The following is a 16,623-nucleotide window of genomic DNA, read 5'->3' on the forward strand; positions in this document are numbered from 1 at the left end:
TTCTGATGGCAGTAAATTTGCCAATGTCAAAGCCTACAGGCAAGCCAAAAAACAATTAGTTCGTCATCAACGAGCAGTCAGTAAAAAAGTTATTGGTTCCAAAAACAGACGCAAAGCAGTAAAAAAACTAGCCAAAGTCCACAAGAAAGTAGCCGATATCAGAGCAGATGCACTACATAAACTCACAACATGGGCGAGCTTTAAACCACAGCACCATAGTAATTGAGGATTTAAACGTAAGTGGAATGCTCAAAAATCACAAATTAGCCAGTGCCATAGCAGACTGTGGATTTTATGAATTTAAACGTCAACTTACATACAAATGTGAATGGTACGGTATTGAATTAGTTATAGCGGATAGATATTATCCAAGTTCTCAAATATGTTCAAACTGTGGGCATCAACAGAAAATGCCCTTACACTTGAGAACTTATAAATGTAGGGAATGCGGTTTTGAAACTGATAGAGATTTTAATGCTGCTATCAACTTGAAAAACTATGTGTATTAGTAGCTTGAGTTCCAAGCGAATTTAAGCCTGTGGAGAAGATAAGTTACAGACTGCGGTCAGTGGTCTTCAGAGAAGCAGGAAGCTAGCTCCAAAGTTCATGCAATCACGTATGGGTAAGTTTGGGTAAGTTTAGTAGAACGGCGAAACTTAAAAAGAAAAAGTCACAGAAGAAAAAGTCAAAACAGAGAAAGCCAAAAATTAAAGGAAAAAGAAAATAACAGAGTCAGTTTAGATAAATAGTTAGTTGACAACAGAGAATTTATGAGCAGTGGATGTCTTCTGTTCTATTTTTTCGTGTCTCTAAATAAATATAATTACCTTGCGTAACTAATTCTACGCATATTCAATAGTAGAAAGACTCATTAGTTTTAGTTTTTCTTTTTAAGATTTCTACTGGTGTTGCAGGGCTAACATATTTACGAAATACTCTAGCTAATTGTATTCGCATCCATTGGTTAGGAGTTTCTGATATTTGTATTAATAAACGTTCTGATTATTCTGATGTTTTGAGTAATTGTCCGAATAAAACTAAAACTGGTTTATAGAGTTCACAAGTATCTTTCAAAATATCAGGATAATATTCTCCTGTAGCCAAAGTAATCCAGTTATGACCTTGGGATTTGTAGTCAGCAAAAACTTTAGGCACATTAATAGTTAGATTGAGTTTTTTTATAGTAGTAGAGGGTTCAATAAACCCTCTACAATTTTAATCTATTTATGAAGTCAGAGGTTAACAACCCGATCTTACTAATTTTCCTCTGAGGAATTATCTTGAACTAACTCCTCAAACTCTGCCACAGAATTAACCCTGATTGTTTCTAGATGTAACTGTTTTAAACGAGCTAAATCTTCAATATTATTCAGAGTTTCTACCAGAGTTTCTGGCACTGATAAAAATCGTACTTGCAGTAGGTCGATAATATCTTGTATGCGAGCTTTTTTGGCTCCTTTTTCCATACCACGTTCTTCCATTGCACTTAATAATTCCACTTTTTGTTCCTCCTCATATTGATTAATTTTTCTTTCCAGGTTCTGTTGTAATTCCGAGGGCAATGCCATCATTTTATCTATGAATTTAAACAAGTTAATAATCTCAAACTTGCTTAATCCCTTTTCATACAAACTTCTGACTAATTGCCATTTCCATTTTTCTCTTTCTGTGAAATTCCTGGTGGTACTCTTAGTCCTTAAGTGTGCCATTACCATCGTAGCAAAAACATTGTTACTTGCTGATAATTCCTCCCATTTATAATCTAATAGTTTCACGACATCAAAATCTAATCTCATGCGACTTTTTTTGAACTTATATTTATAAGAACTGGGTCGCCAAGATGGGCTGTCATCTCCGAGTATAGCTAAACTAATTACTTTTTGGTTATACAGATCGAATGCTCGATAGTTATAGATAAACATTCGTTTGGGAAATTCTCGGTCGTATTGACTTTGAACTTCTATATGAATTAACAGCCATTTTTTTCGGTTGTTTAATAACCAGACTTGAAATAATTTGTCAGCATAACGTTTTTCTGTTGTGGCTGAAGCTGTAATTTGTTCTAGTTCTTTATCTAGAGAAATTGGTGTTTTTTCCCAATTTATGGAGTTGTAAATTTCTGGATAGAAAAAGCTGAGGAAAGATGGCAAATATTCTCCAATTGCTGCTTTCCAGGGTTCGTCATAGTTGGCGGTTGTTTCTGTCATTAGTTAGAAGTTAAAATATTGATTTTACTAATAGAGTGCTATAATCATCCCATAAGTACAAATATCGAGAAAAATTAAAAATCAGCAAAGTTGTAAATCTCAGATAATTACATCAGAATCTCCAAGAAATAAACCAACTTTTAACTGGATGTAGCTCACACTCATTCTCCCCATAAATTTAGCTCTAATTGTTTTCCTTGTTCAGTTAACTTTTGAGTTTTTTCACCATTACCATTGAATTTTGAACCTACAAGTTTAGGTATTGGTCGCTCAAGTTTTTCCTGATTAACTTCAGCAAAAATCTGATGATTTGCATTCATATTGATAACACCAATTGGTTCTTCATAAAGCAAAAAATCGGGAAGAGTTGGAGGTTCAACAACTTGTAGAGAAGAATCAGCATCAGGTTGTTTCAATAACTCTCTTAGTTCCATTAATAACCTACCAAGAGCATTAATACCAACAAGTGTTTCGCTATCAACTGGAATAGCGCCCCAAAAGTCATCTTTACGAGAATCTTCTACAATAGGCCGATTTTCTGTTGATAACAAAAGCTGACCAAAATTTTCCCAATTCTGAGCTAACTTCACGCGCAAGCACCAACCCATAATAGCTACTTTAACTTGCTCCCAGTCAGAACGCGATCGCCAGCGATGAGGTTTGGATTTCATTTTGGCTGTCATCGGACTACGTTGGGCAATTATTAATCTTTGCACATCAGGTAAGTTGGGAAACCGACAGGCCTGATAGAGTGCTTCAGAGGTGAAAATTTCTACATCATTAACCAGCAAACGATAACCACCTGCCATATTTGAAAGACCACCAAATTGCTCTGATGTCTTGCGAAATGTTACACAATCTTCTCTATGATATGTTCTTGATTCTGGAGTTGTAGTCATTTTCTAGACCTCAAATTTTTGAAATTTTCTCTCAAATGTTTTGAGATTCATTAGCTTTCCTTAAAAATAGTGGATACCATTTACTAAATGGATGATTCTGAGGAAAACTTGAATCGCCCCACCACAATGCTAGAGGGCAATTATTAGCAATATTGCGATAAGTGATGAAGACTGCTCCAAAACCCAGAGATTCCAAATATTCATAGCCTAATGGACGCATCTGAAATTTAGGAGTTTTTGGTAAAGAGACAATGTAAGCACCTGCTTTCAAAAATGCACTTTCTACAACTTTACGGGCAGCTAGAGAAGAGAAAATCCCTCTTTGGGTAGGTACTTTACGAAAAAGTCTAGGGTTAATCTGCTTTTCTTGACTTAGCGCCATTACCTTTTCTATGTATGCGTCAACTAATTGATTTCCCAGAACTTCCGTAGGCCAGAGGCCATCAAATTTTTCAGGCTGGAAAGGTAGATTGTGAAATTCATACCATTTTTTATAGTCTACAGATAAACCGTACCTTTGAGCTTCAGAGTTAAATTTCTGCTTAAGATAATCAACCCCACTTGTGTGTGCTGCTAAGAATATTAGGTGTAGGGTTGTGCAACGAATAGCATTTGGCAACCACTTTTTTAGATCGTACAATGCAGTGTTTCCAGAATACAAACAATCATCTAGATAAACATAAGCAACTGGAGATTTGCCACAGTCTTGAATACTAATTCCATATTCAGATTGAGTGACTTCATTAGCTAAAAAAAGTAAATCATTTTGACTATCCCCTTTTCTTTGAATGTTTAAAAATTTTGTTTGAAGTACTACTTGACCAGGATTAAAGCCAAATATCTTGTTAGAAGTTAATGCTCTTGTAATAATATTTTTAGCGGTTTGTCGTGACACATAGTATTTCTTCAAAATCTGCTCCATTTCTCTGAGAATAGTTAAGCGATCGCTCTCTTCAAACTGGCACACCCATCTATCTACATGGTCTGAGGTCATAGGAGCAATTTCACCCTGTCGATAATCTTCTATAGTTTTGGCTATAGACTGGAGTAGATGTTGGTAATCATTCATCTGATAATACTCAAAACTTTCTTTAGATATTTTTATATTTTATCTTTTAAGAAGATAGCATTTTTGGTGGTAGAAAGATTCAAAAGATTATCATTAGGATTAGATGAAGCTTGGATAATTCGATTCAATAAATCGGGATTTTTCTCTGTTGGATATCCTGTAATTTTAATATTTTGATTATGTCCATCTCGATAATCAAGCCAAAGATATTGCACGGGAATTCCATTACTTTTATCTAAATAAACTTTACGTCTAGGATTACCATTTTTAGACCAATATATTTCTCCTTACCTATCTATAACTACTTATCTTCACTTGCTAACTAGCTCAAAATATTCTCAAACAATTTATACAAATTCGGTAGTATAAAGATTCAAAATATTATCATTAGGATGTGCTTCAAACCATAAAGCTTAACTCACAAAAATCTATTCCTCTATCCCACTCAATATATCTACCACCTTCTCCTAATTTTACTTGTGAAAAAAAGTTTGTATCGGATAAAGGGGCAAAAACTCCACCTTGGTTAATAATAGGTTAAAAATCTACAATAATTTCACTGCCATTAGAATAAATAAGATGCAGTTTGTAGTTAGATTCAGCAATTAAGCTGGTAATAATATAAGGCATAATTAACTCCCATTTTATTCTAAAGGTTCAATTGATAAAGGTGCTTGAGCTTGCCAACAACGGTTCCAATTATCTAATAATTCTTGTTGATGGAGTACTGTCCATTCTAAAATCATTGAACTAACTCTATTAGGTGCTTTTCCAACAATTATAGTAATAGGTGAAATCCCTACAACTAATTCGTATTCGCCATAAATAGCATAAAAATGGGGTGGAGCATGGTCGTTATAAAACATCTTAATAATGATGCCATAAAATTAAGAAATTATTGGCATTGAATATTTCCTTTTTATATTTAGAGTTTTGCAAAATAAACTTGCTATTTTTTACTCTCAATAGAGTGTCTAGTAAAACGCTCAATAATAAAATTTATAGTTGAATTTTAGTGCAAGAATGATGATTGATTTTTGCTCTGAAGCGCTACTACAAACACAACTTTTATTGCTAATCATTTTCCTAGCATAATATCGCATAAATCAAGGATAAAACTACCAATAATTGTTCTGGTGCAATTTCTTTTGGAAATATCTTCCTGCTGGGTAAGCGCCAATAATATAACCAATAATATAGCCAATAAGATAAATACCAATGGGGAACCCCAACCATAATATTATAATCCCAACCATTAGAGTATATATTATAGCCCACATTAGAGTCCATGCAAACAACCATACAATCCACCATAATAATCCACTAATAAATGATGAACTTTGTCTAGGTCTTGCATAAGGAACTCGTTCTCTTACTAACTTAAGCCTTTGACGTTCTTCTTGTTTATCCTTATATTCCTTCCACGCAACCCACGCAGTAAACAAACTAGCGATCGCTGCTATAGCTTCCCACATAAAAGTCCTCCATAATAGATTAGATCAGGACTTACCCATGAGAAACGAAATATCGACGTTTGAGATTGATTTCCTGACGGAATGCTCCGCAAACGCTGCCGCTTGCAATGACAGAATTGCCTTGTTTTGCGTAAGTCCTGTTAGATATTATTCCGCTTCTGACTAATCAGGTAATCTGAGGCAGACACAGATTTGAGTAGAGACAAACAAACTAATCATCTTGTATATCTCAGCACTTTTCAGATTGATAAACCACATTGCCACAACCAAAACCCTGTAAGGGCGACAAAACCCTGTAAGGGCGAATGGCATTCGCCCCTACTGTATGAAAAAGGATGTCACAACACAAATAGTTTCAAACTTTAAATATCAAATAATTGCCTGAAACTATTGTATTGTCAAAGTTTTTAGCTGCTCGCATCTTACTTTTGAATTTTGACTTTTGAATTTTGACTTCTTCACGCTGGCATCCCCAAAATCTCCTCAATTTTCGGCATCTCTTCCAACGGTATCACCCGACCTTCATCCTCAAAACCAGCAATTTGATCGAAATTCAAATACCGATACAAATCGCCAGCAAACGGATCGACTTTCTCTTTCATAATCTCCAAATATTCATCCACACTAGGTATCCGACCCAACAGCGCACAAACCGCCGCCAACTCAGCAGAACCTAAATAAACACGAGCGCCTTTACCCATACGATTATTAAAATTCCTGGTGGAAGTCGAGAACACAGTCACGCCATCCTCAACACGCGCTTGATTTCCCATACACAAAGAACATCCAGGCATTTCCGTCCGCGCACCAGCAGCAGCAAACACCCCATACATTCCTTCCTCGCGCAACTGTTTCTCATCCATGCGAGTAGGAGGACATATCCACAATACACCTTTGACTCGCCCTGCACCTTCCAATACTTTCGCAGCGGCACGATAATGACCGATATTCGTCATGCAGGAACCGATAAACACTTCATCAATTTTATCCCCCGCACATTCCGACATCAATTTAATATTATCCGGGTCATTGGGAGCTGCCACAATAGGTTCCTTAACTTCATTCAAATCTACCTCAATAACTTCCGCATATTCTGCATCCGCATCCCCAGACATTAATTCTGGATTTGCTAACCATTGCTCCATCTTAGCAACTCGACGCATAATAGTCCGTGCATCTGGATAACCCCGCGCCACCATATTTTTCAACAACGTAATATTAGAACGCAGATACTCAGAAACAGTCTCCGTACCCAACTTAATTGTCGAACCAGCACAGGAACGTTCCGCAGTCGCATCAGTCAATTCAAAAGCTTGCTCAACTTTCAAATCTGGCAAACCTTCCATTTCCATGATTCGCCCAGAGAACACATTTTTCTTATTCTCCAACGCAACAGTTAACAACCCTTTTTGAATCGCCACATAAGGAATAGCATTCACAATATCCCGTAATGTTACGCCCGGTTGTAACTTACCCTTAAACCTGACCAAAACAGATTCTGGCATATCCAATGGCATCAAACCCAGAGCTGCTGCAAAAGCTACCAAACCAGAACCCGCAGGAAAAGAAATTCCCAGAGGAAAACGAGTGTGAGAGTCGCCCCCTGTTCCTACTGTATCCGGTAACAACATCCGGTTTAACCAAGAGTGAATAATTCCATCTCCCGGACGCAACGCTACCCCACCACGAGCAGAAAAGAAATCAGGTAATTCTTTGTGAGTCTTAATATCAACTGGTTTGGGATAAGCAGCAGTATGACAAAAACTCTGCATTACTAAGTCGGCACTGAAACCAAGGCAGGCGAGTTCTTTCATTTCATCTCGCGTCATAGGTCCGGTGGTATCTTGAGAACCGACGGTCGTCATCAATGGTTCGCAAGCTGTTCCCGGACGAACACCTGGTAAACCGCAAGCTTTTCCTACCATTTTCTGTGCCAAGGTGAAACCTTTACCTGTATCTGCTGGCATTTGCGGACGGGTAAATACAGTGCTGGTTTCTAATTCCAGAGCATTACGGGTTTTGTCAGTGAGGGTACGCCCAATTAATAGGGGAATACGCCCACCTGCTTGCACTTCGTCGAAGATAGTTTCTGGTTTGAGGGTGAATGTGGAAATTATTTCTCCTGCTTCGTTGGTTATTTCCCCTTTGTAGGGATGAATAGTTATTACCATTCCTGTTTCCATTTTGGTAACATCGCATTCGATGGGTAATGCGCCAGAATCTTCAGCAGTATTGAAGAAAATCGGAGCAATTTTACCACCGAGAATATATCCACCCGATCGCTTATTAGGAATATGGGGAATGTCTTCTCCAATATGCCATAACACAGAGTTACAGGCAGATTTCCGGGATGAACCAGTACCGACAACATCTCCAACATAGGCAACTGGATTACCTTTTTGTTTTAATTCCGCAATAGTTTTCAACCCTTCCGGCATTTTTGACTCTAGCATAGCTAATGCGTGGAGTGGGATGTCAGGACGGGTTGTTGCATGGGGAGCTGGTGAAAGGTCGTCGGTGTTGGTTTCCCCAGGAACTTTGAAGACAGTGACGGTAATTTTTTCTGGGAGTTGGGGGCGAGTGGTAAACCATTCTGCTGCTGCCCAAGAATCTACTACTTGTTTGGCGTAGGGGTTGGTTTCTGCCAATTCTATAACATCGTTGAAGGCATCATAGACTAGCAGAATTTTACTTAAAGCTTGAGCTGCTATGTTTGCCAGTTCGGAATTTTCTGATTTGAGGATGTCAATGAGGGATTGAACGTTGTATCCACCAACCATTGTGCCTAATAATTCGACTGCGTAGGTGGAAGTAATTAGGGGACTGGTAATTTCTCCTTTAGCAATACCTGTGAGAAATCCCGCCTTGACATAAGCTGCTTCATCTACTCCTGGTGGTACGCGATCGCGCAGTAATGCCATTAACTTTTCTTCTGTTCCTACAGGTGGACTTTTCAAAAGTTCACATAATTCTGATGTTTGTTGGGCATCTAGTGGCAGTGGTGGAATTCCTAAATCTGCCCGTTGTTTAACATGATTTTCATAGTTGTCTAACATTGTTCAGGTGTCCTCCAGGTTTACATCCTCAATTCTACATTTTAGATATTTTTTTCAGGGATATATTTGATGCAATATCCCACCAATATAGAAGGGTAACGTAACTAAAAAAAACAGTGGATTTCAATACTTCATTATTACTTTTCCAGTTGTCTTTTTTCGAGAAACTATTGTCTATAAAATTATTGTCGCTACGCTCCAGAGATTCTTCTTGTAGAAGACCTTGGTTAGAATCTTTACAATTACAGGACTTACGCAGAGACTCTACATATAGTGAGTGTAAATACAATTTGCCCCTACAGATGGTGGTTCAACAGTCAATTTGCGTAAATCCTGAATTAGTAGGGCTTAAATCTGAGGGCGAACATTAAACCATTACCTAAAATCTATTGACCTTCTTCATCAAAATTTTATATAAATAGTTTATCTAGACTATATTTGTGTGCTATTGATCTATTTATCTTCTTCATCAAAACTTTATATAAATAGTTTATCTAGACTATATTTGTGTGCTATGGCTAATTTTCGATTGCTACCGATATGAAATTATTTGTGTGAGCAATTGCCTTTTTTGTGGCAGCGATCGCTTACGATCGCTAATCTTGCCATATTATTTACCTACTTTAATATTCATAAATCTTTATAAAAGATATTAAAAAAAATTTACAAATTACTTTAATATTTAATTATTCAGATTAAAATAAGTTTATGTTGCAATATTGATAATCTATCACAAGATGATTGTCAGGTTTGATCGGGGTGTGATAATTTTTTCAGGTGCTATTTGATTTGAGAATGTAATAAATGCCACTTTTATGATTAGGGATCGCTAATTATTTCAGATCGATAGTGTAACATAGTCAGCAAAAAAATCAGAAAAGACAATCAAAATAAAATTAAAATAAATCAATAAAAATACAACTTTATAAATAAATTAAAAAGTTAAAATATAGGTTTTAAGTAAGCTATGAAAAAAAGAAAAAATGAAGAATTGTGGAAGAATATTGCGGAAGTAATGCCAGTAGCAATAGTAATTAGCCGTGCAGTTGATTGTGTGATACTTTTCAATAACAAACTCTTTGAATTTACCTTTGGACTTCCTGGTCAAAAATTAATCGGTCGTCCCAAATCAGGTTTTTACTGTAATCCTCAAGAATGTGAATTGTTGTTCGCAAATCTGCATCAAGGAGGTGTAGTGCGAGACCGCGAAGTGTACTTAAAAAAAGCAGATGGCACACCATTTTGGGCTAAGACATCAATGCATTCCATCAGGTTTAATGGGGAAACTGCAATACTGTCAATATTTTTGGACATCTCAGAACGCAAATTTGCCCAACAGTCACTAAAAAGACAAGCTTTAACTTTTGAGAATCTCTACGATGGGGTAATTCTTACGGATATTCATGGTCATATTATTGATTGGAACCCAGCAGCAACCAGAATATTTGGCTATAGCAAAACGGAAGTTTTGGGTAAGACTCCAGGAATTTTACACAAACCGCAAGAAGCTTCTGTGTTAACTCAGGAAATTCTCAAGAAGATGAAGGAAGATGGTCGCTGGGCAGGAGAAATAAACTTTATTCGCAAAGATGGTAGTGAAGGCGTATGCGAAACTACAGTTGTGCCGATGCTAAATAAATCTCATCACATAGTTGCAACTATAGGAGTTAACCGAGATATTACAGAGCAAAAGCAAGCACAAGTAAATGAAGATATACTCTTAGAGCGCCTCAAATCTCGCGAACGTCAACAAGCAGCAGTAGCATGGTTAGGGCAAAAAGCTATAGCAACATCAGATTATCATACACTGCTTGATACAGCTGCCACCATAGTTGCCAAAACTTTGAATGTAAAATTTAGCCAAATTCTAGAGTTGTTACCTGGAAATAATGCTCTGCTCCTCCGTGCTGGAGTAGGTTGGAAAAAAGGATTGGTTGGTAAAGCTACAATTACTGCTGCCAGAGAAAAGTCTCAAGCTGGTTATACTCTTTTTGTTGACAAACCAGTTACGATCAAAGATTTTCGTGTGGAAACTAGCTTTTCAGGTTCTCCTCTCCTACATAATCATCACATAGTTAGTGGTGCTACTGTGATCATACCTAACTTGAAAATTAAAGCAGATCAAACAACCGATCCCGAACTTACTCATAAAGCCTGGGGTGTTTTAGGGGTTCATAGTTGTGAACATCGAGAATTTACCCAGGATGAAATATACTTTCTCGAAGCGATCGCCAATATCCTAGCAACTGCCATTGAGCGTCATGCTAATGAGGAACATTTGGAATTGATGAAGCGAGCTATTGATGGCAGTAATAATGGTATCGTTATCGCTGATGCTACTCAGTCAGATAATCCCATTATTTATGTTAATCATAGTTTCAATCGCATCACAGGTTATCAAACTGAGGAAGTAATCGGAAAAAATTGTCGATTTTTACAGGGAAAATCAAACAATCAGCCAGCAATTTCTAAGTTAAGAAATGCTATTTTACATGGTCAAGAATGTCATGTTATTTTGCAAAATTCACGGAAAGATGGCACAGATTTTTGGAATGAACTCTCCCTTGCACCAGTTTACAACTCTCAACAGCATTTAACACATTTTATTGGTATTCAAACAGATATTACAGAAAGATTACATTGGGAAACAGAATTATTTATTAAGTCTCAAGTTTTAGAAAAATTTAGTTCTAGCCTGAAGCAACTGCATAGAATTGCTACTTGTAATTATGATAATATAGAAGAACTTTTTGCTGATTATCTCCAAGCTGGTTGTGAAATTTTTGGCACGGATACTGGTGTTATTGGAGAAATCAAGGATGAATTATATACGATTAGAGCTGTACAATCAAAACAGGATTATTTTGTACTAGGAAGAAAATTTAATTTATGTGATATTTTATGTCACAGAGTAGTTAAAGAACAAAGAACAATCTGTATTTATGATTTAGACCCCTCGGAAGCAAAAAGTATGCCAATAAAACTATATATTGGTACTCCAATATTTGTAAATCATCAAATCTATGGTACTTTATGTTTCTTATCTCTCCAAGCAAGAACTAAAGAATTTGAATACTACGAAGAAGAAATTATTGAATTAATGGCTCAAGGTATTGGCAGATTTATTACAGCTCATCAAATAGAGTTGGAACGTCAGCAAGCTGAAGTGTTACTCCGAGCAAGCGAAAAACGTTACCGTCGTTTAGTAGAATATTCACCAGAAGCAATATCAGTAATTTGGATGGAAAAAATTGTCTATATCAATACTGCTGGCGCTCAGTTACTTGGTGCAAAATCTCCAAAAGAAATTATTGGTCAATCGATCTGGAAATTTATTCACCCAGACTACATAGAATTAGAGAAGCAGAGACTGCAAAAAGTTCAGCACCAAAGACAACAAACACATTTAGAAGAAGAAAAGTTAATCACCCTGGATAGAGAAATTATAGATGTCGAAATAACTGGAATACCCTATACTTATTATGACAAGGCAGCAGTGCAGATAATGATTAGAGATATCACTCAACGCAAACAAGCACAGCAAAAACTGCTCCATGACGCCCTTCATGATGCACTGACAGGTTTACCAAACCGTACCTTATTATTTGATAGATTAGAACAAGCGCTGCGTCGGTCTAGACAACATTTAGATTATGAGTTTGTTGTTCTTTTTCTAGATTTGGATCGGTTTAAAGTAATTAACGACAGCTTAGGACATTATATAGGAGATCAACTATTAATAGCGATCTCCAAGATACTCCAGAGTTGTATTAAAGCATCAGATACTCTGGCAAGATTAGGAGGAGACGAATTCACAATATTATTAGAGTATCCACCGGACATTAGCTATGCTGCTAGAGTAGCTCATAAAATTAATCAAAAACTTGCCAAACCTATTTATATAGAAGGACATGAAATTTTTACTACAGCTAGTATTGGTATTGTTCACAGTCGCGGCAATTTTGCTAATCATACCGATAAAAGTCATCCCCCTATTTGTCCTATCTACAATAGTCCAGAAGACTTGCTACGAGATGCAGATATTGCTATGTATAGGGCTAAAGCTTCTGGTAAAGCCAGGCATGAAGTATTTGATTTGATCATGCACGACCAAGCTATATCCTTGCTGGAGCTAGAAAATGACCTCCGACGAGCTGTAGAAATGATTAAACAAGATCCAGCTAATTCTCAATTTATCTTAAATTACCAGCCAATTATCTGTTTATCTACAGGTAAAATTACAGGTTTTGAAGCTTTGATACGTTGGCATCATCCAACTAAAGGCTTCATTTCTCCAGGACAGTTTATTCCTCTGGCAGAAGAAACGGGTTTAATTGTTCCTCTAGGAATGTGGGTATTACGAGCTGCTTGTCATCAATTAACTATTTGGCAGCAAGAGTTCTTTGGACATAAATATCAAGAAAACAATTGTCAGTTTATAGTTAATAACACTCAAGAAATATCCTCAACATCTAACTGTTTATCCCAAGTTAACAATGGCAATGGCAATGGCAATGGCAATGGTAATGGCAATGGCAATGGTAATGGCAATGGCAAATGTCATACTAATTGCCCTGCGTTTAATTCTGCTTGTGAATTTCCTAACCACAATTTGACCATGAGTGTTAATCTTTCTAGTCACCAAATTTCACAACCAAATTTAGTAGAAGAAATTGACGAAATTTTGCAAGCAACAGACTGTAAACCTAATTGTTTAAAACTTGAAATTACCGAAACAGTGATTATGGAAAATGTGATTTTAGCAACCACAGTATTGAATCAATTGAAAAATCGAAATATTAAATTATCAATTGATGACTTTGGTACAGGTTATTCATCATTAAGTTATCTACACCAATTCCCAATTAATAGTTTGAAAATTGATCGCTCTTTTGTTAGCCCATTAGACTCGGATGTTACTGGTCAGTCGTTAAAAATTGTCAGTGCCATTACTGCACTAGCTCATAATTTAGGTTTAGACATAGTTGCAGAAGGAATAGAAACTCAAGAGCAAATGCAACAACTAAAGCAACTTAAATGTGAAAAAGGACAAGGATATTTATTTTCAAAGCCAGTGGATAGTTACCAAGCAACTAAACTACTTCATAATTTTAACTATCATCAAATATTGCATTTGTAAGGATTTCCTGCGGAATGCTGCGCAAACAGCGGTCAGCAGTCAGCTATCAGCTATCAGCTCTTAGAAGTAATTATTGATTAGAAATAGGCGTGGAAATTAAAAATAAAATCAATTATTATCCATAAATTGTCAATTATTTCTCCCTGTTCCCTGTTCCCTCTTTTATCAAAATAACATGGGTCTAAAACCCCGCCTTTTAAGGCGCAATATTTTTGGAGAGTTGCTCACGCATCCCCTACTTCCCCTCCCCTCCTGGGAGGGGGAGGGGCGAGGGGTGGGTTAACTTCAGTAGGGGCGAATGGCCATTCGCCCCTACTGACTTCTGACTTCTGACTTCGTTAAGGAGATGTCTACTACTCACATTACTGATAGCTGAATGCTTACAATATTTTGCATAAGTCCTGATATTATTTGGTAATATTATTTCTGATGAATTAAGTTAATAATTTATATAATTAATAGTGGCAATAATCAGTACATTTCCCAATATTTTTATCCAAGTTTTTCTAGTCGGAGCATGGTTAGGAATTATTTTAATTTTTGCTGAAGTACTTAACCGCTTTGCCAAAGTAGACCCAGAAATATCACGAAAAGTAGTTCACATTGGCACAGGTAATGTAATTCTATTAGCTTGGTGGTTACAAATTCCGGCCTGGGTAGGTATTATGGCTGGAATTCTCTCAGCAGCGATCGCTTTAATTTCCTACAGACTTCCCATTCTTCCCAGTGTTAATAGTGTGGGACGCAAAAGTTTAGGCACATTTTTCTATGCAGTTAGCATTGGCATTCTTATCGGTTGCTTTTGGTTTATCGAACAACCTCAATATGCCGCTCTGGGTATTTTAATTATGGCTTGGGGTGATGGTTTAGCTGCTGTTATTGGTCAAAATTTTGGCAAACATCCTTATCAAGTTTGGGGGATGAAGAAAAGTTGGGAGGGTTCTCTAACTATGTGTTTGGTTAGTTATGCTATTTGTAGTTTGATTCTTTTGGCAGTACAAGGCAATATTTGGCAAACCTGGGTAGTTGCTATTCCTGTGGCGTTAGCTGCTACTGCTTTGGAGACCCTATCAAAAATTGGTATTGATAATTTAACTGTGCCACTGGGCAGTGCTGCTCTATGCTTTGTGCTAAATCAATTGTTATAGGGAATAGTTCAACAATTAATAATTAATAATTAACAATTACCTCTCCTTGAAAAGAAGAGGATTGACTAATCATGAAAATTTTTTCTTCTCTCGGTCGATTGGATATGGCTCCGAGACCCGCTCTTATCAGAGCCGCTCCGAATTGCGCCATCCCTCGACCGCTTGTTTCTCCTTGAAAGCAGAGGGTTTAAACCTTAATTATTCGGTACTGAAAGATAGTCTTTAAAACTAATAAAATCAAGTCTCATTTAACAACCATAATAAATTTTGTTTCTAGTGAAATTGTAGGGAATTTGCATAAAATATCCCTATATTATGGTTAATTAATTTTGACTTGATATTATTAGTTCTGACAGAACTTATTTTTTTTACTAAGCTGACTATTTTACTGAACTTTTTGTAAGCTGTTGCGCATTTAAACCACTTATTTGTTGTATGGCTAATTAAAAGGACAACTCTTATTACTTCTGACTTCTGACTTTTAACTTCTGACTTGCTAATAATAAGACGTATTTTAAATGCGTTTTAGCTTATTAATCTGCCCAATTAGGTCCGTGATAAGGGTCTCCTTCAAAAGGATTTACACCAGTCATTGGATACATATCATCGCTAGGACCAAAAATGCGACTAATTGCTTCTGATATATAAACAACAGCCTTTTCAATAGATTGGAAAATACTCATAATTGTTACCCCTTTTTTGTCAATAAAACTTTGGTTTCCTCAACACTTTTATTCTAGCTACTTCTTCTCTGACTTGATGATAGTTGTAACATTTGTTTTGATGTTGTATTATTTCGCAACTACTTCCGACAGGGATCGATATAAAATGTAAAGAATTTAGGTTTTATATTTAGAATAATTTACTTTAAACTTGTATTATCTTAGGTAAAAAAACTCACACAATTACCCATGTTATCCTTAAACTGTAGTATAACATTTTGACTCCAAAAATATTAAATGCGCTACCAATTATAATTAAAGTTACTATATTTATCGCCAATAAATTTTGATATACAGCCTTATCTGGCTAGAAATAACTTTATGAAGTGAAATAAGTAGAAGATTTACTAATAGTTTTACGGACAATTATCAAAATCACCTGGACAGATATAGTATTTTTTACTATAATTAAAACTAAGAGCATTGACTTAATCAAAGAATAACGATATAATACGTAAAAAAGCATACTCGCAAGGCAGGCTGTGCTCAACCATAAGATGAAATCCATTAGAACCAAACTTAAATTAAATAATCAGCAAAAAACTCTGATGGCTCAACACGCGGGGTATGGTAGATGGTGCTATAACTGGGGTTTAAGTTTGTGGAATGCAGCTGATAAAGATGGTTATAAACCTAATGCCCGTAGACTGAGAGAAGTTTTTACCAATCACACAAAACCTCTTTATCCTTGGATGAAAAACTTGTCGTCTAGAGTTTATCAATATGCTTTCCTGAACTTAGGTGAAGCATTTAAAAGATTTTTTTCCTACGGAATGCTGTGCAAACAAGGGTTAGGTAAACGCCCACGGTTTAAGAAGAAAAGTAAGTCTGATTCATTCACAATAGATAATTGTGGAAAACCAATAGAACTAAACGGATGGAGTCACAAATTACCTTTTATTGGTAT

General features: G+C 36.4%; 12 protein-coding genes and 1 pseudogene. 4 read left to right on the forward strand and 9 right to left on the reverse strand.

Annotation, left to right across the window (positions count from 1 at the left end; translation table 11 throughout):
* Positions 1–509: pseudogene (locus tag F6K23_RS37965) on the forward strand (RNA-guided endonuclease InsQ/TnpB family protein); the annotation flags it as partial.
* A gap of 493 nt (positions 510–1,002) precedes the next feature.
* On the opposite strand, the gene F6K23_RS37970 reads toward F6K23_RS37965, so the two are convergent.
* The 8 genes from F6K23_RS37970 to acnB form a co-directional block, all read right to left on the reverse strand.
* Positions 1,003–1,155 carry a hypothetical protein gene (locus F6K23_RS37970; RefSeq protein WP_293166005.1) on the reverse strand — a complete coding sequence of 51 codons (153 nt, stop codon included), beginning with the start codon at positions 1,153–1,155 and terminating at the stop codon, positions 1,003–1,005.
* A gap of 101 nt (positions 1,156–1,256) precedes the next feature.
* The gene (locus F6K23_RS37975; RefSeq protein ID WP_293166007.1) at positions 1,257–2,207 is read right to left on the reverse strand and encodes a transposase; all 951 of its coding nucleotides are present in this window, start codon (positions 2,205–2,207) and stop codon (positions 1,257–1,259) included.
* 161 nt (positions 2,208–2,368) lie between these two features.
* The gene (locus F6K23_RS37980; protein WP_293166009.1) at positions 2,369–3,106 is read right to left on the reverse strand and encodes an NADAR family protein; all 738 of its coding nucleotides are present in this window, start codon (positions 3,104–3,106) and stop codon (positions 2,369–2,371) included.
* 31 nt (positions 3,107–3,137) lie between these two features.
* Positions 3,138–4,175 (reverse strand): hypothetical protein, encoded by a 1,038-nt coding sequence (locus F6K23_RS37985; protein ID WP_293166011.1) that lies wholly within the window; start codon positions 4,173–4,175, stop codon positions 3,138–3,140.
* Positions 4,176–4,207: 32 nt separating this feature from the next.
* Positions 4,208–4,390 carry a hypothetical protein gene (locus tag F6K23_RS37990; protein WP_293166013.1) on the reverse strand — a complete coding sequence of 61 codons (183 nt, stop codon included), beginning with the start codon at positions 4,388–4,390 and terminating at the stop codon, positions 4,208–4,210.
* A 429-nt stretch (positions 4,391–4,819) separates the two neighbouring features.
* Complete coding sequence (locus F6K23_RS37995; RefSeq protein WP_367267944.1) at positions 4,820–5,053, reverse strand: DUF4160 domain-containing protein; 234 nt, start codon at positions 5,051–5,053, stop codon at positions 4,820–4,822.
* 240 nt (positions 5,054–5,293) lie between these two features.
* Positions 5,294–5,650: a hypothetical protein gene (locus tag F6K23_RS38000; RefSeq protein WP_293166015.1), complete on the reverse strand. Its 357-nt coding sequence runs from the start codon at positions 5,648–5,650 to the stop codon at positions 5,294–5,296.
* Positions 5,651–6,108: 458 nt separating this feature from the next.
* A complete protein-coding gene (acnB, locus tag F6K23_RS38005) occupies positions 6,109–8,706 on the reverse strand; it encodes a bifunctional aconitate hydratase 2/2-methylisocitrate dehydratase (RefSeq protein WP_293166017.1) in 2,598 nt (865 codons plus the stop codon).
* A gap of 967 nt (positions 8,707–9,673) precedes the next feature.
* On the opposite strand from acnB, the gene F6K23_RS38010 reads away from it, so the two are divergent.
* Both F6K23_RS38010 and F6K23_RS38015 read left to right on the forward strand, forming a co-directional pair.
* Positions 9,674–13,846, forward strand: a complete 4,173-nt coding sequence (locus F6K23_RS38010) for a PAS domain S-box protein (protein WP_293166019.1) — start codon at positions 9,674–9,676, stop codon at positions 13,844–13,846.
* Positions 13,847–14,304: 458 nt separating this feature from the next.
* Positions 14,305–14,994, forward strand: a complete 690-nt coding sequence (locus F6K23_RS38015; protein ID WP_293166025.1) for a diacylglycerol/polyprenol kinase family protein — start codon at positions 14,305–14,307, stop codon at positions 14,992–14,994.
* A 533-nt stretch (positions 14,995–15,527) separates the two neighbouring features.
* Here F6K23_RS38015 and F6K23_RS38020 read toward each other — a convergent pair.
* A complete protein-coding gene (locus F6K23_RS38020; protein WP_293060321.1) occupies positions 15,528–15,677 on the reverse strand; it encodes a hypothetical protein in 150 nt (49 codons plus the stop codon).
* A 536-nt stretch (positions 15,678–16,213) separates the two neighbouring features.
* Here F6K23_RS38020 and F6K23_RS38025 point away from each other — a divergent pair.
* Positions 16,214–16,623: helix-turn-helix domain-containing protein (locus tag F6K23_RS38025; protein ID WP_293166021.1), on the forward strand; the 410-nt coding region annotated here is incomplete at its 3' end.

It is taken from the genome of Okeania sp. SIO2C9 (genome assembly GCF_010672455.1).
Taxonomy (GTDB): domain Bacteria; phylum Cyanobacteriota; class Cyanobacteriia; order Cyanobacteriales; family Microcoleaceae; genus Okeania.

Excerpts from the sequence above, each read along its gene's own strand:
- F6K23_RS37975 (WP_293166007.1), bottom strand. The coding sequence starts at position 2,207 with ATGACAGAAACAACCGCCAACTATGACGAACCCTGGAAAGCAGCAATT.
- F6K23_RS37980 (WP_293166009.1), bottom strand. The coding sequence starts at position 3,106 with ATGACTACAACTCCAGAATCAAGAACATATCATAGAGAAGATTGTGTA.
- F6K23_RS37985 (WP_293166011.1), bottom strand. The coding sequence starts at position 4,175 with ATGAATGATTACCAACATCTACTCCAGTCTATAGCCAAAACTATAGAA.
- F6K23_RS38000 (WP_293166015.1), bottom strand. The coding sequence starts at position 5,650 with ATGTGGGAAGCTATAGCAGCGATCGCTAGTTTGTTTACTGCGTGGGTT.
- acnB (WP_293166017.1), bottom strand. The coding sequence starts at position 8,706 with ATGTTAGACAACTATGAAAATCATGTTAAACAACGGGCAGATTTAGGA.
- F6K23_RS38010 (WP_293166019.1), top strand. The coding sequence starts at position 9,674 with ATGAAAAAAAGAAAAAATGAAGAATTGTGGAAGAATATTGCGGAAGTA.
- F6K23_RS38020 (WP_293060321.1), bottom strand. The coding sequence starts at position 15,677 with ATGAGTATTTTCCAATCTATTGAAAAGGCTGTTGTTTATATATCAGAA.